13 protein-coding genes are annotated in these 14,461 nt (G+C 72.6%); 9 read left to right on the top strand and 4 right to left on the bottom strand.

Features of this window, described 5'->3' with window-relative positions; translation table 11 throughout:
- Positions 1-10 precede the first annotated feature (10 nt).
- From EAH89_RS17660 to EAH89_RS17620, 9 genes are all read left to right on the top strand, one after another.
- Positions 11-1,147: a two-component system sensor histidine kinase NtrB gene (locus tag EAH89_RS17660; protein ID WP_140885031.1), complete on the top strand. Its 1,137-nt coding sequence runs from the start codon at positions 11-13 to the stop codon at positions 1,145-1,147.
- A 58-nt stretch (positions 1,148-1,205) separates the two neighbouring features.
- Complete coding sequence (gene ntrC / locus EAH89_RS17655; RefSeq protein ID WP_140885030.1) at positions 1,206-2,648, top strand: nitrogen regulation protein NR(I); 1,443 nt, start codon at positions 1,206-1,208, stop codon at positions 2,646-2,648.
- 10 nt (positions 2,649-2,658) lie between these two features.
- Positions 2,659-4,908 carry a sensor histidine kinase NtrY-like gene (locus EAH89_RS17650; protein WP_140885029.1) on the top strand — a complete coding sequence of 750 codons (2,250 nt, stop codon included), beginning with the start codon at positions 2,659-2,661 and terminating at the stop codon, positions 4,906-4,908.
- Positions 4,898-6,298: a nitrogen assimilation response regulator NtrX gene (ntrX, locus tag EAH89_RS17645; RefSeq protein ID WP_140885028.1), complete on the top strand. Its 1,401-nt coding sequence runs from the start codon at positions 4,898-4,900 to the stop codon at positions 6,296-6,298. Before EAH89_RS17650 ends, ntrX begins: the two co-directional genes overlap by 11 nt.
- A 27-nt stretch (positions 6,299-6,325) precedes the next feature.
- Entirely contained in the window at positions 6,326-7,201 is an 876-nt protein-coding gene (locus EAH89_RS17640; RefSeq protein WP_140885027.1) for a D-amino-acid transaminase, read from the top strand.
- Complete coding sequence (locus tag EAH89_RS17635; protein WP_140885026.1) at positions 7,198-7,860, top strand: HAD family hydrolase; 663 nt, start codon at positions 7,198-7,200, stop codon at positions 7,858-7,860. The genes EAH89_RS17640 and EAH89_RS17635 overlap by 4 nt, the downstream gene beginning before the upstream one ends.
- Positions 7,861-8,023: 163 nt before the next feature.
- Positions 8,024-8,356, top strand: a complete 333-nt coding sequence (hfq, locus tag EAH89_RS17630) for an RNA chaperone Hfq (RefSeq protein ID WP_140885025.1) — start codon at positions 8,024-8,026, stop codon at positions 8,354-8,356.
- 25 nt (positions 8,357-8,381) lie between these two features.
- Positions 8,382-9,644 (top strand): GTPase HflX, encoded by a 1,263-nt coding sequence (gene hflX / locus EAH89_RS17625; RefSeq protein WP_241667074.1) that lies wholly within the window; start codon positions 8,382-8,384, stop codon positions 9,642-9,644.
- Positions 9,641-10,477: an inositol monophosphatase family protein gene (locus tag EAH89_RS17620; RefSeq protein WP_241667073.1), complete on the top strand. Its 837-nt coding sequence runs from the start codon at positions 9,641-9,643 to the stop codon at positions 10,475-10,477. Before hflX ends, EAH89_RS17620 begins: the two co-directional genes overlap by 4 nt.
- On the opposite strand, the gene mazG is transcribed toward EAH89_RS17620, so the two are convergent.
- Genes mazG through metG form a run of 4 tightly spaced genes read right to left on the bottom strand, consistent with a single transcriptional unit; the run spans position 10,474 to position 14,451 of the window.
- Positions 10,474-11,271, bottom strand: a complete 798-nt coding sequence (mazG, locus tag EAH89_RS17615) for a nucleoside triphosphate pyrophosphohydrolase (protein ID WP_140885023.1) — start codon at positions 11,269-11,271, stop codon at positions 10,474-10,476. The two genes, EAH89_RS17620 and mazG, sit on opposite strands and share 4 nt — an antisense overlap.
- Before the next feature lie 42 nt (positions 11,272-11,313).
- A complete protein-coding gene (locus EAH89_RS17610) occupies positions 11,314-12,111 on the bottom strand; it encodes an MBL fold metallo-hydrolase (RefSeq protein ID WP_140885080.1) in 798 nt (265 codons plus the stop codon).
- Positions 12,112-12,121: 10 nt separating this feature from the next.
- Entirely contained in the window at positions 12,122-12,895 is a 774-nt protein-coding gene (locus EAH89_RS17605; protein WP_140885022.1) for a TatD family hydrolase, read from the bottom strand.
- A complete protein-coding gene (metG, locus tag EAH89_RS17600; protein WP_140885021.1) occupies positions 12,895-14,451 on the bottom strand; it encodes a methionine--tRNA ligase in 1,557 nt (518 codons plus the stop codon). Before metG ends, EAH89_RS17605 begins: the two co-directional genes overlap by 1 nt.
- Between the last annotated feature and the right edge of the window lie 10 nt (positions 14,452-14,461).

The following is a 14,461-nucleotide window of genomic DNA, read 5'->3' as shown; positions in this document are numbered from 1 at the left end:
GGAGGCCGCCATGCCCGACAGCCACGACAGCCTCCGCCTCCAGGCCCTGCCCAGCAGCGCGCATCTTCTCTCGGCCCTTCCCGTGCCGGTCGTGCTGCTGGACGCGCAGGAGCGCTTCCGCTTCGCCAACCCGGCGGCGGAGCTCTTCCTCGGCCTCTCCTCCGCCAGCCTTTCCCAGATGCACCTCACCGACCTGCTGCCCGAGGATTCCCGCCTCCCGGCCCTCGTCCGGCAGGTGCGGGCGGCGGACGCACCGGTCTCGGACCACGACCTGACCCTCCAGTCGCCCCGCCTCTACCGGGACGGCGTGGCGGCCCGCGGCACGCCGCTGCCGGAGATGCCCGGGGCCGTCCTGCTGACGCTGCAGGACGGGTCGACCGCGCAGAAGCTCGACCGGCAGCTCAACTTCCGCGGCGCCGCGCGCGGCGCGAGCGCGATGGCGGCCATGCTGGCGCACGAGGTGAAGAACCCCCTCTCCGGCATCCGCGGCGCGGCCCAGCTCCTCGAGCAGTCGGCCCCCGAGGCGGACCGGGAGCTCTGTGTCCTCATCCAGGACGAGGTGGACCGCATCCGCGACCTCGTCGAGCGCATGGACATGTTCTCCGAGCGCCCGCTGGAGCGGGAGGCCGTGAACATCCACGAGGTGCTGGACCACGTCCGCCGCATCGCCGGGACCGGCTTCGCCTCGCACATCCGCATCGTCGAGGAGTACGACCCCTCGCTGCCGCCGGTCTGGGGCAACCGCGACCAGCTCGTGCAGATCCTGCTCAACCTCGTGAAGAACGCGGCCGAGGCGGTCGACCCGCTCGGCGGCGAGATCGTCCTCTCCACCGCCTACCGGCACGGCGTGCGCCTGGCCATCCCCGGCTCGCTGGAGCGCGTCCACCTGCCGCTCGAGGTCAGCGTCCGCGACAACGGGCCCGGCATTGAGGAGGAGGTCCGGGCGACGCTGTTCGAGCCCTTCATCACGACAAAGCGGGGCGGGCAGGGGCTCGGCCTCGCGCTCGTGGCCAAGCTCGTCGCCGACCATGGCGCGCTGATTGCGTGCGAGAGCCGGCCGGGCCGGACCTCCTTCCGGCTCTCGCTCGCCATGCCGCCGACCAGCGGGGCGCCGCCGGCCCCCGCCCGGCTGCGCCAGCCCGCCTGACCAGCGCGCCGGCGGGGTTACGCCCGTCCCAAGCCCCCGTACCCAATCAAAGAACCCGATGACCGAACGCACCATTCTTATCGCCGACGACGACCGCGCCATCCGCACCGTGCTCGCCCAGGCGCTGGGCCGGGCCGGCTACAACGTGCGCGCCACCTCCTCGGCCGCGACGCTCTGGCGCTGGGTGGAGGACGGGGAGGGCGACATGGTCATCACCGACGTGGTGATGCCCGACGAGAACGGGCTCGACCTCGTCCCCCGCATCCGCCGCGTCCGGCCGGAGCTTCGGGTCGTGGTGATGAGCGCGCAGTCGACCTTCGCGACCGCGCTAAAGGCCGCCCAGCGCGGCGCCTTCGACTACCTGCCCAAGCCCTTCGACCTGAAGGACCTCCTCTCCCTCGTCGGCCGCGCCCTGGCCGCCCCGGTCGTGCCCCCGCCCGAGGCCGAGGAGCCGGAGGAGGAGCGCCTGCCGCTGGTGGGCCGCTCCGCCGCGATGCAGGAGATCTACCGCACGGTCGCCCGACTCACGACGACCGACCTGACCGTGATGATCACGGGCGAGTCCGGCACGGGGAAGGAGCTCGTCGCCCGCGCGCTGCACGACTACTCCCGGCGCCGCAGCGGCGCCTTCGTCGCCGTCAACATGGCGGCCATCCCGCGCGACCTGATCGAGGCGGAGCTCTTCGGCCACGAGCGCGGCGCCTTCACCGGCGCCATGGCCCGCGGCGTCGGCCGCTTCGAGCAGGCCGCCGGCGGCACGCTCTTCCTCGACGAGATCGGCGACATGCCCTCCGAGGCCCAGACCCGCCTCCTGCGGGTGCTGCAGGAGGGCGAGTTCACGACGGTCGGCGGGCGCACGCCCATCAAGGCCAACGTGCGGATCGTGGCCGCCACCCACCGGGACCTGCGCCAGTCCATCCGCCAGGGCCTGTTCCGCGAGGACCTCTTCTACCGCCTGAACGTCGTGCCCATCCGCCTGCCGCCGCTGCGCGAGCGGGCGGAAGACATCCCCCTGCTCGCCCGCCACTTCCTCGACCGCGCCAGGGCCGCGGGGCTGCCGGGCAAGTCGCTGGACAACGGGGCGGTGGAGCGGCTGAAGTCCCACCCATGGCCAGGCAACGCGCGCGAGCTGGAGAACCTGATGCGGCGCCTCGCCGCCCTCTACCCGCAGGAGGTGATCGGCGAGGACGCGGTGGCGGCCGAGCTGGCCGAGGCCGAGCCCGCCCCCGGCGCGCCCTCCGCCCCCGCGAGCGCGGAGACGCTGGAGCAGGCGGTGGAGCGCCACCTCGCGACCTTCATGAGCGCGCAGCGCGACGGCCTGCCGGTCCGCGACCTCTACGAGCGCGTGCTGGCGGAGGTCGAGCGGCCGCTGCTGCGCTTGGCGCTGGCCAACACGCGGGGCAACCAGATCAAGGCGGCCGCCATGCTCGGGCTGAACCGCAACACCCTGCGGAAGAAGATCCGGGAACTGGAGCTGCCGGTGGTCCGCGGCCTCTTGTGACGGGGGCGCCATGACCCGCGACAGGGCGGAGCCGGTGGGGCTGGCCCGCCGGCTGGCGGACATGCTGCTCGGCCGCGTCATGACCCTCGCGCTGGCGGTGGGGGCGCTGCTGCTCGGCATCGCCTCCTTCGCCGTGCTCTCGGGCGGCAATCCCTTCGGCGCCACCAGCCCGGCCAAGACCGCCGTCCTCGTCTTCTTCAACGCGGCCGTGGTGCTGCTGCTGCTGGCGAGCCTCGCGGGGCGCCTCGTCCGGGTCTGGGCGGAGCGGCGGCGGGGCAGCGCCGGGTCGCGCCTGCACGTCCGCCTCGTCATGCTGTTCGGTGTCGTCGCGGTGGTGCCGGCGCTGCTCGTCGCGGTCTTCGCGGCCGTCTTCTTCGAGCTCGGCATCCAGGCCTGGTTCGGCGACAAGGTGCGCGACACGCTCGAGGCCAGCCTCGTGGCGTCGCGCGCCTATCTCGACGAGAACCGCAACACCATCCGGGCCGACGCGCTGGCCATGGCGGCCGACCTGAACCGGGCGGCGCCGATGCTGCCCGACAACACCATCGGCTTCAGCCGGGTGCTCACCACCCACACCGCGCTGCGCGGGCTGACGGAGGCGACCGTCTTCGAGCCGGTGCTCGGCCGGGTGATCGCGAGCGCGGGGCTCGGCAACGCGCTCGTGATCGACCCGCCGCCGGCCTGGGCCATGGAGATCGCCCGCCAGGGCGACGTCGCGGTGCTGGCCTCCGAGGGCGAGGAGGGGCGGGTGAGGGGGCTCGTCGCCCTCGACATCGATCCCGGCCTCATGCTGATGATCGACCGCCCGATGGACCCCTCCATCATCGAGCACATGCAGCGGACGGAGCTGGCCTTCCAGGAATACGACCAGCTCGACCGCAACCGCTCGGGCCTGCAGGTCACCTTCGCCCTCATCTTCGCCATCGCGACCCTGCTTGTGCTGCTGGCGGCGGTGCTGATCGGCCTCGTCATGGCGAACCAGATCGCCCGCCCGATCTCGCGCCTCATCAACGCGGCGGAGCGGGTGAGGGGTGGCGACCTCTCCTTTCGGGTGGAGGAGGGCCGGGCGGACGACGAGGTCGGCAGCCTGTCCCGCGCCTTCAACCGCATGACCAACCAGCTCGCGGCCCAGCGGAGCGAGCTGCTCGAGGCCTACCGCCAGCTCGACGACCGCCGCCGCTTCACCGAAAGCGTGCTGGCCGGCGTCTCCGCGGGGGTGATCGGCCTCGACGCAGACGGGCGGATCAACCTGCCCAACCGTCCCGCGAGCGAGCTTCTCGGTCGCGACCTCGAGGCCGCCGTGGGCGAGCCGCTGGACGAGGTGGTGCCGGAGTTCCGCGCCTTCCTCGCCGCCGCCGCGGCGACGCCCGAGCGCGCGCGGACGGAGGAGATCCCCGTGCCCGGCCCCTCCGGCCGCCGCACGCTGCTCGCCCGCATCGGCGCCGAGTTCGACGCCGGCGGGGTGTCCGGCTACGTCCTCACCTTCGACGATATTACCGCGCTCCTCTCGGCGCAGCGGACCGCGGCCTGGGCGGACGTCGCCCGGCGCATCGCCCACGAGATCAAGAACCCGCTGACGCCCATCCAGCTCTCGGCCGAGCGGCTGAAGCGGCGCTACCTGAAGCAGATCACCGACGACCCCGACACGTTCCGGGCCTGCACGGACACGATCGTCCGGCAGGTCGGCGACATCGGGCGGATGGTGGACGAGTTCTCGGCCTTCGCCCGCATGCCCCACCCCGTCATGCGGGCCGAGAGCCCCGCCCAGCTCGTCCGCGAGGCCCTCGTCCTGCAGCGGGACGCCCACCCCGTGATCCGCTACGACCTCATCCTGCCGGACGCGCTGCCCGCGGTGCGCTGCGACCGGCGGTTGATGAACCAGGCCCTGACCAACCTCCTGCAGAACGCGTCCGACGCGATCGCCATGCGCCCCGGTGGAGAAGCGGGCGGCCAGGTGATCCTGGAGGTGGTGGTCGCCGGCCCCTGGGTGCATATCTCGGTCGAGGACAACGGCGTGGGCTTGCCCGGCGACGGCGAGAGGGACAGGCTCACGGAACCTTATGTAACCCATAAGGTGAAGGGGACGGGGCTCGGGCTTGCCATCGTGAAGAAGATCATGGAGGACCACGGAGGCGGGCTCACGCTCGCCGACGGGTCGGACGGCGGGGCCCGGGCGACACTCACCCTGCCCCAAAACGGACTGGCGGAGCTCGAAGGCTTGCACGAAAAAGGAACGGAGATGCTGCGCCATGGCGCATGACATCCTGATCGTGGACGACGAGCCGGACATCCGGGCCCTGATCGACGGCGTGCTCGCCGACGAGGGCTACGAGGTGCGGCAGGCCGCGAACAGCGACCAGGCCCTGGCGGCCTTCCGCCAGAAGCGGCCGAGCCTCGTCATCCTCGACATCTGGCTGCAGAACTCCCGCCTGGACGGCCTCGGCATCCTCGATTCCATCCACCGGGAGGAGCCGCGCGTGCCGGTGGTCATGATCTCCGGCCACGGCACGATCGAGACGGCGGTCCAGGCCATCCAGCAGGGCGCCTACGACTTCATCGAGAAGCCCTTCAAGTCCGACCGCCTGCTGCTGATCGTCGCCCGCGCGCTCGAGGCCGCCCGCCTCAAGCGGGAGAACAGCGAGCTGAAGCTGCGCGGCGGCTCGGAGACGGAGCTCGTCGGCAGCTCCTCCCTCATCGCGCAGATCCGCAACGCCATCGAGAAGGTGGCCCCCACGGGCTCGCGCGTCCTGCTCACGGGCCCCGCGGGGTCCGGCAAGGAGGTGGCGGCGCGCGCCATCCACGCCCGCTCCCGCCGGGCCGACGAGCCCTTCGTCGCGCTGAACTGCGCGACGCTCAACCCGTCCCGCTTCGAGGAGGAGCTCTTCGGCGTCGAGGGCGGGCCGGACCCGCTGACCCAGCCGCGGCGCCAAGGCGTGCTCGAGCGTGCCCATGGCGGCACGCTGCTGCTCGACGAGGTCGCGGACATGCCGCTGGAGACCCAGGGCAAGATCGTCCGCGCCCTGCAGGAGCAGGGCTTCGAGCGCATCGGCGGCGCGACGCGGGTGAAGGTGGACGTGCGCGTCACCGCCACCACGAACCGCGACCTCGCCGCCGAGATCGCGGCGGGACGCTTCCGCGAGGATCTCTTCTACCGCCTCGCCGTCGTCCCGATCCGCATGCCCTCCCTTCGCGAGCGGCGCGAGGACGTGCCGGCGCTCGCGCGGCACTTCATGGCCAAGTCCGCCGAGAACTCGGGCGTGCCCGCGCGCGAGATCAGCGAGGACGCCATGGCGGCGATGCAGGCCTATGACTGGCCCGGCAACGTGCGCCAGCTCCGCAACCTCGTGGACTGGCTGCTGATCATGGCGCCGGGCGGCCCCGCCGACCCGATCCGCCCCGAGATGCTGCCGCCCGAGGTGGGGTCGTCCGCGCCCGCCATGCTCAAGCTCGACCGATCGAGCGAGATCATGACCCTGCCGCTCCGCGACGCGCGCGAGCTCTTCGAGCGCCAGTACCTCGAGGCCCAGCTTCTCCGCTTCGGCGGCAATATCAGCCGCACCGCGAACTTCGTGGGCATGGAGCGCTCGGCCCTGCACCGGAAGCTGAAGTTCCTCGGCGTGCAGGCCGAGGACCGGGCCCCGGTCTCCTAGCGCGGCCCACCGGACGGACAGACCCCCATGTCGCGCATTGCCTACGTGAACGGGCGCTACGTCGCGCAGCGCGACGCCTGCGTGAACATCGAGGACCGCGGCTACCAGTTCGGCGACGGCATCTACGAGGTGGTCCATCTCTATGACGGCCGCTTCGTGGACGCGGACCTCCACCTCGCGCGGCTCGAGCGCTCCGTGCGCGAGATCCGCCTCGACCTGCCGATGCCGCTGGCCGCGCTCCGGCTCGTCCTGGCCGAGGTCGCGCGCCGCAACCGCGTGACGGAGGGGCTGCTCTACATGCAGGTCGGGCGCGGCGTCGCCCGGCGGGACCACGCCTTCCCGAAGGTGCCGGTGCCTGTCAGCCTCGTCGTCACCGTGCGCCGCATCGCGCCCTACCCGGCGAGCCTCGACGGCTGGAGCATGAGCGTCATCACCCTGCCCGACTTCCGCTGGGCGCGGCGCGACATCAAGAGCGTCAACCTCCTGCCCAACGTCCTCGCCCGCCAGGCGGCGCGCGAGGCCGGGGCGGGGGAGGCGATCCTCTACGACCCCGCGACGCGCCTCGTGGCCGAGGGCGCGGCGACGAGCTTCTGGATCGTCGACGCCGAGGGCACAATCCGCATCCCGCCCCTCGGCGAGGCCATCCTGCCGGGCTGCACCCGGGCGGCGCTGCTCGCCGAGATGGCGGCCGCCGGCCTGCGGGCGGAGGAGCGCCCCTTCTCCCTCGACGACCTGGCCACGGCGCGGGAGGCCTTCATCACCTCCGCCACCTCCTTCGTGAAGCCGGTTCTGGCCGTGGACGGGCGGCCGGTGGGCGACGGGCAACCCGGCCCGGTGACGCGGCGGCTCTTCGACCTCTTCGCGCGCCACGTGAAGGGTGGCCCGCGCAACAGGGCCGCATGATCCGCCCGCGGGCCATCGTCTGGGACTGGGACAACACCCTCGTCGACGGCTGGCCGGCCATCCAGGCCGGGCTGAACGCCGCCTTCCGCGACGCGGGGCTGCCCGAATGGACGCTGGAGGAGGTGCGCGCCCGCGTCCGCCACTCCCTCAGGGACAGCTTCCCCGGCCTATTCGGGGCGCGGTGGGAGCGGGCGCGGGACCTCTTCTACGCCGCCGTGCGCGCCCAGCACCTCGCGGTCCTGCGGCCGATGGAAGGGGCAGGGGACCTGCTCGCCCAGGCCGCGCGCGTCGCGCCGCTGGCGGTGCTCTCGAACAAGTCCGGCCCGCTTCTCCGCGCGGAGGCGGCGAGCCTCGGCTGGGCGTCGCGCTTCCGCGCCCTCGTCGGCGCGGGGGACGGCGCCGGCGACAAGCCCGACCCCCGCCCCATGCGCGTGGCCTGCGCCGCCTGCGGCGTGCCGGCGGGGTCGGGCGTCTGGTATGTCGGGGACAACGCCCTCGACATGGACGCCGCGCGCCGCGCCGGCTGCGTGCCGGTGCTGCTCGGCGACGCCGCGCATGACGGCGGCCCCGGCGCCTCGGCGCCTGCGCACCATTTCCTGAGCGCGGCGCAGATGACGAATGCGCTATGCGCGCTTGCAAAGGCCCCCCCGCAGGGCTGAGGTTGGGCGCTTCGGCGGGCGAGGGTGCGCGTCCCCGAAAGGCGGCGCGCCCGGCGATCACCTTGGGGACCACCCCGGGGATCACCGGGACGGGCCGCGAAGAAAAGCCGCCCCCTTGGTCCGCCACGGCAAAGCCGGGCGGAGTGAAGAAGGACCTCAGCCCATGGCTGCCGACAAGTCCCAGAACGTTCAGGACGTGTTCCTGAACCACGTTCGCAAGAGCAAGACCCCGGTCACGGTCTTCCTGGTGAACGGCGTCAAGCTCCAGGGCATCATCACCTGGTTCGACAACTTCTCGGTGCTCCTGCGCCGGGACGGGCACACGCAGCTCGTCTACAAGCACGCGATCAGCACGGTCATGCCGGGCGCGCCCATCATGCTGTTCGACGCCGCCTCGGCCGGCGCCCAGGCCCCCACCCAGGGCGGCGCGCCCGCCCGCGAGACCACGATGACCCTCACGCCCCGCGAGCCAAGCCCTGTCGGAAGCCACGACTGACCGCGCGGGGCCGACCCCCGCCGCCGTGATCCTGCCGTGGGAGCGACCCCACGGCACCCCCGATGGACGAGGCGCCAGCCGTGCCGCCGAGGCGCGGCTGGCCGAGGCGGTCGGGCTGGCCGCCTCGATCGGCGTGGCCATCGTCCACACCGCCGTCCTTCCCCTCCGCGCCCGCCGCCCGAGCACCCTACTGGGCGAGGGCCAAGTCGAGGCCGCGCGCGCCGCCATGGCCGCCCAGGGCGTGCAGGTGGCCGTGGTGGACGCGGCGCTCACCCCCGTGCAGCAGCGCAACCTCGAGCGCGCCTGGGGCTGCAAGGTCATCGACCGCACGGGCCTCATCCTCGAGATCTTCGGCGAGCGCGCCCGCACGCGGGAGGGCTCGCTGCAGGTCGAGCTCGCCCACCTGGAGTACCAGCGCACCCGGCTCGTGCGCTCCTGGACCCACCTCGAGCGCCAGCGGGGCGGCTTCGGCTTCCTCGGCGGCCCCGGTGAGTCGCAGATCGAGATCGACCGCCGCCTGATCGGGGAGCGGATCGTGAAGCTGAAGAAGGAGCTGGAGCAGGTCCGCCGCACCCGCGGGCTGCACCGCAAGCAGCGCGGCAAGGTGCCCTACCCGATCATCGCGCTGGTCGGCTACACGAACGCCGGCAAGTCAACGCTGTTCAACGCGCTGACGGGCGCCGGCGTCTACGCGCAGGACCAGCTTTTCGCGACGCTCGATCCCACGATGCGTGCCATCCGGCTTCCCTCCGGCCGCACCGTCATCCTCTCCGACACGGTCGGCTTCATCTCGGAGCTGCCGACGCAGCTCGTCGAGGCCTTCCGCGCCACGCTGGAGGAGGTGGCGGCCGCCGACGTCATCCTCCACGTCCGCGACATCGCCCATCCCGACAGCGCCGCGCAGCGCGCCGACGTGGTCGGCGTCCTGAACGACCTCGCGGAGGGGCCGGACGCGCCGCTCGACGAGGGTTGGGAAGCCCGGATGGTCGAGGTTCTGAACAAGACCGACCTGCTGGAGGACCCGCCGCCCGCGACGGCGGCCGCCATCCCCGTCTCGGCCCTGACCGGGGAGGGGCTCGACGCGCTCCGCGCCCTGCTCGACGAGCGCGTGGGCGCCGGCTACGTCACCGAGGCCTTCAGCCTGCCGCCCGACGACGGCGCGGCCCTCGCTTGGCTCTACGAGCACGGCGAGGTCCTCGACCGCCGCGATTCCGAGGACGCGATCCGCCTGTCCGTCCGCCTCTCGCCGACCGACCTCGCCCGCTTCGCCCAGCGCGGCGCGGCGTGAGGGGCCTCGACGCCGCGGCGCTCGCGGCCGTGGACGCGATCCTGCGCGAGGCCGCGCGCGAGGAGATCATGCCGCGCTTCCGCCGACTCGCCGCCGGCGACGTCCGAACCAAGACCGGTCCCCTCGACATGGTGACCGACGCCGACGAACAGGCGGAGCGCGCGATCGCCGCCGCCCTCTCGGAGGCCTTCCCGGGCTGCGTGGTGGTGGGGGAGGAGGGTTGTTCCGCCGATCCCTCCCTCGCCGACCGCCTGGCCACCGCGGAGCTCGCCTTCGTGGTGGACCCGGTGGACGGCACGGCCAACTTCGCGGCGGGCATGCCGCTCTTCGGCTGCATGGCCGCGGCCTTCCTCCGGGGCGAGGTGGTCGCCGCCTGGATCCACGACCCGACCGGGGACGACACGCTGATGGCGGCCCTCGGCCAGGGGAGCTGGCTCGCCGCCGCCGACGGAAGCCGCAGCGCGCCGCTTCGCGTCGCCGCGCCGGCGCCGGTCTCCGCGATGGTCGGCTGCGTCTCCTACGGCTACCTGACGGAGCCGCTGAAGAGCCACGTCGCGGCCCGCCTGCCGCGGCTGGCCAAGACCTGGCAGCTCGGCTGCGCGGCGCACGAGTACCGGCTGCTGGCGGCCGGCCACACCCACCTGTCCCTCTACAACCGGCTGATGCCCTGGGACCACGCGCCGGGCTGGCTCATCCACCGGGAGGCCGGGGGCTACGCCGCCCATTTCGACGGCAGCCCCTACGACGCCGCGCGGGACCGGGCAGGGGGCCTCATCTGCGCGCCGGACGCCGCGAGCTGGGAGGCGGCCTGGGCGGCGCTGCTCGGCGACTAGCGGCGCTCGGCCGCCTTCGCCGCGGCCCAGTGCGCCTCCATCTCCGCCAGGCGCGCCTCCGCGGGGCTGCGGCCCTCCCGGGCCAGCGCCGCCTCGACCGCGCCGAAGCGGCGCTCGAACTTCGCGTTGGCGCCGCGCAGGCAGGCCTCGGGGTCCAGGTCCAGCTTCCGGGCGAGGTTCGCCAGCACGAAGAGCAGGTCGCCGACCTCGTCGGCGAGCCGCGCCGGGTCGGCGGCGGAAAGTTCCGCCCTCAGCTCGGCCGCTTCCTCCTCGAGCTTGTCGAGGACCTGGCCGACGTCAGGCCAGTCGAAGCCAACGCGCGCCGCGCGCCGGGTGAGCTTGGCGGCGCGGGTGAGGGAAGGGAGGTTCCCGGCAACGCCCGCCAGCGTTCCCGTCTCCGCCCGGGCGGCACGCTCGCGGGCCTTCTGGGCTTCCCAGGCGAGGGTCTGGGTGGTGGCGTCGCGCGCGGCATCCTCGCCGAAGACATGAGGATGGCGGCGGACCATCTTGTCGTTCACCGATTTCGCGACGTCGCCGAAGCCGAACCAGCCGGCCTCCTCGGCCATGCGCGCGTGGTAGACGACCTGGAGAAGCAGGTCGCCCAGCTCGTCCTGCAGCCCCGCCCAGTCCTGCCGCGCGATCGCGTCCGCCACCTCGTGGCCTTCCTCCACCGTGTAGGGCGCGATGGAAGCGAAGTCCTGCACCTGGTCCCAGGGGCAGCCGTCAGGCGCCCGCAGCCGGGCCATGATGCCGAGCAGGCGGAGGAGCTCGGGGGCGGGTTCGGGATGGCTCACCGAGGCGTCGCCATCGACCGCGTAATGTAGATTATGTAAAATCTATGCGTCACCAAGGGGGCTCTCCAGGACCATGCCGTCGTGTCCGGGCTCGATCCCCGGCGGCAGCGACTCCCGCATCCAGGACCAGTCGAGATCCGGGCCCATGTGAGTCAGCACCGTGCGCGCGGGCCGCAGGCGCCGTGCCCAGTCGACCGCCTTCTCCACATGGGCGTGCACCGGGTGCGGCGCGCGCTGGAAGCAACCGACCACCCAGTCGCGCACGCCGGCCAGCGCCTCGAAGGCCGGCTCCGGCATCTCCACCACATCGGTCGAGTAGCCGAAGCCGCCGATGCGCAGGCCAAGCGTCTCCATCACCTTGTGGTCCTGGGAGAACAGCCGGACGTCCAGCCCGGCCAGCCGGACGACCTGCCCGGCCTCCACCGTCACCGGCTCCAGCGCTGGCCGGAAGAAGCCCGGCGTCGGCGGCCGGAAGGCGTACTCGAAGCGCCCGGTCACGTCGGCCAGGGTGCGCGCCGTGCCGAAGACCGGCAGCGCCTTGCCCATGATCCGGTTCATGATCCGAAGCTCGTCCAGGCCCATGACGTGGTCCGCGTGAGCGTGGGTCAGCAGCACCGCGTCCACACGGCCGATCCCGTGGTCGAGGAGCTGGGCCCGGAGGTCAGGTCCGGCATCGACGAGAATTGTTTGATCATCTGGCCCTTGGACGACGATGCTCGACCGGGTTCGCCGGTTGCGGGCCTCGCGCGGGTCGCAGGCGCCCCAGGCCCCTCGCCCGTCCTCGCCGCCCAGCAACGGCACGCCGCCGGACCCCCCGCAGCCAAGGAGTGTAACTTTTATCATCAATGGTTTACCGGCACCGGCTAAACAGCCGCAGGAAGTTGCTGGTGGTGAGTTCCGTGGTGCTCGCCACGTCCTTGCCGCGCACCCGGGCCAGCACCGCCGCCGTGTGGGCGACCAGCGCGGGTTCGTTGCGCTTCCCGCGCAGCGGGACCGGCGCCAGGTAGGGGCTGTCCGTCTCCACGAGCAACCGGTCCTCCGGCAGGTCCGCCGCGATCGCGCGGAGCTCCTCGCTCTTCGGAAAGGTCAGGATGCCGGAGAGCGAGACGTAGCCGCCGTCCGCCACCACCCGCTCCGCGAGGGCGCGCGTGGACGAGAAGCAGTGCAGCAGCGCCGGGAAGTCCCCGCCCGCCGCGCGCTCCTCGGCGAGGATCGCCGCGATGTCGTCGTCGGCGTCCCGCGCGTGGATCACCAGCGGAAGCCCCGTCCGCTGGGACGCGCGGATGTGGCGGCGAAAGCTCTCCTGCTGAACCTCGCGCGGCGCCTTGTCGTAGAAGTAGTCGAGCCCCGACTCCCCGATCCCGATCACCCGCGGGTGGTCCGCCAGGGCGACGATCTCACCCACACTCGGGATCGGCGCCTCGCCGACGTTCTGCGGGTGGACGCCCACCGTGCCCCAGACCTCCGGGAAGCGATCGGCCAGCGCTTTCACCGCCGCGGCCTGCTCCACCCGCACGCCGATCGTCACCATCCGCCCGACCCCCGCCGCCCGGGCGCGGTCGACCACGGCGTCGATCTCGTCCTCGCCGTAGTAGTCGAGGTGGCAGTGGCTATCGACGAGCATCAGGCGGCCTCGTCGATCTTGCGGAAGAGCGGCGCGGGCGGCGGCAGCGCCGTGCCGTCGGCGATCGGCACCGCGAGGTCGGCCAGGGCGCGGGCCCCCTGCCCCACCCCGAGCTGGTCGAGCATGGCCGCCATGGTGCCGGGCATGAAGGGCTGCAGGATCGTGGCCAGCCCCCGCAGCAGCGTGTGCAGATTGCGCAGCACCGCCTCCATGCGCAGGAGGTCGGTCTTCTTCAGAGACCAGGGCTTCTGCGCGTCGATCCAGGAGTTGCCGAGCCTCACCACCACCCAGATCCGCTCCAGCGCCTCGCTGTAGGCCTGGCGCGAGATCGCCTCGTCCACCTGGGCCGGCAGGGCCGCGAGCGGCGCGAGCAACTCCCGGTCGGCCTCCGTCGGCGCCGTCAGCGCGGGGAGGCGTCCCTCGCAGTTCCGCTGGATGAGCGAGAGGCTGCGCTGGGCGAGGTTGCCGAGGTCGTTGGCAAGCTCGCTGTTCAGGCGCCCGATCACGGCCCGGCGCGAGAAGTCGCCGTCATTCCCGAAGGGCACCTCGCGCAGCAGGTAGTAGCGCAGCGGGTCCAGCCCGAACTCCTCGGCCAGGACCAGCGGGTCGAGCCCGTTGCCGAGGGACTTCGACATCTTCTGGCCCTCGATGGTCAGCCAGCCGTTGGCGTAGACCCGCCGCGGCGGCGGCAGGTCCGCGGCCATGAGGAAGGCGGGCCAGAGCACGCAGTGGAAGCGCGTGATCTCCTTGCCGACGAGGTGCACGTCGGCCGGCCAGAAGCCCCAGCGGTCCGAGGCGGTGTCGGGATAGCCGAGCGCGGTGATGTAGTTGGTCAGCGCGTCGAGCCAGACATACATGACGTGCTCGGCGTCGCCCGGCACCGGAATGCCCCACTTGAACGAGGCGCGGGAGATCGAGAGGTCCTGCAGCCCCGCGCGCACGAAGGACAGCACCTCGCGCCGGGTGCCCTCGGGCGCCATGAAGCCGGGATTGGCCTCGTAGAATTCGAGCAGCCGGTCCGTCCAGGCGGAGAGGCGGAAGAAGTAGGAGGGCTCGCGCGTCCACTCCACCGGCGCGCCGGAGGCGATGGCCACCTTCTGGCCGTTGCGGTCCTCGATCTCCTCCGGCCCGTAGAAGGCCTCGTCGCGCACCGCGTACCAGCCCTCGTAGTGGCCGAGATAGATGTGCCCGCCCGCCGCCAGCTTCTCCCACAACGCGGTGCAGGATCGCTTGTGGCGCTCCTCCGTCGTGCGGATGAAGTCGTCGAAGGAGATGCCGATCCGCTCCGCCATGGCGCGGAAGTCCCCGGCCAGCCGGTCGGTGAAGGCCTGCGGGGTCATGCCGGCGTCGAGCGCGGCGCGCTCCACCTTCTGCCCGTGCTCGTCCGTGCCCGTGAGGAAGAAGACCTCGTGCCCGCCAAGCCGCTTCCATCGCGCCAGCACGTCGGCCGCGATGGAGGTGTAGGCGTGGCCGATATGTGGCTGGCCGTTCAGGTAATAGATGGGCGTCGTCAGGAAGAAGCGCTTCCCGTTGCCCGCCGTGCTGCTGTCGCTCATGCCAAGACCC

This window comes from Muricoccus nepalensis (assembly GCF_006438825.1).
In the GTDB taxonomy this organism is placed as follows: domain Bacteria; phylum Pseudomonadota; class Alphaproteobacteria; order Acetobacterales; family Acetobacteraceae; genus Roseomonas; species Roseomonas nepalensis.
Note: the sequence above shows the minus strand (reverse complement) of the source record. Positions and strands in the feature narration are given on the sequence as shown.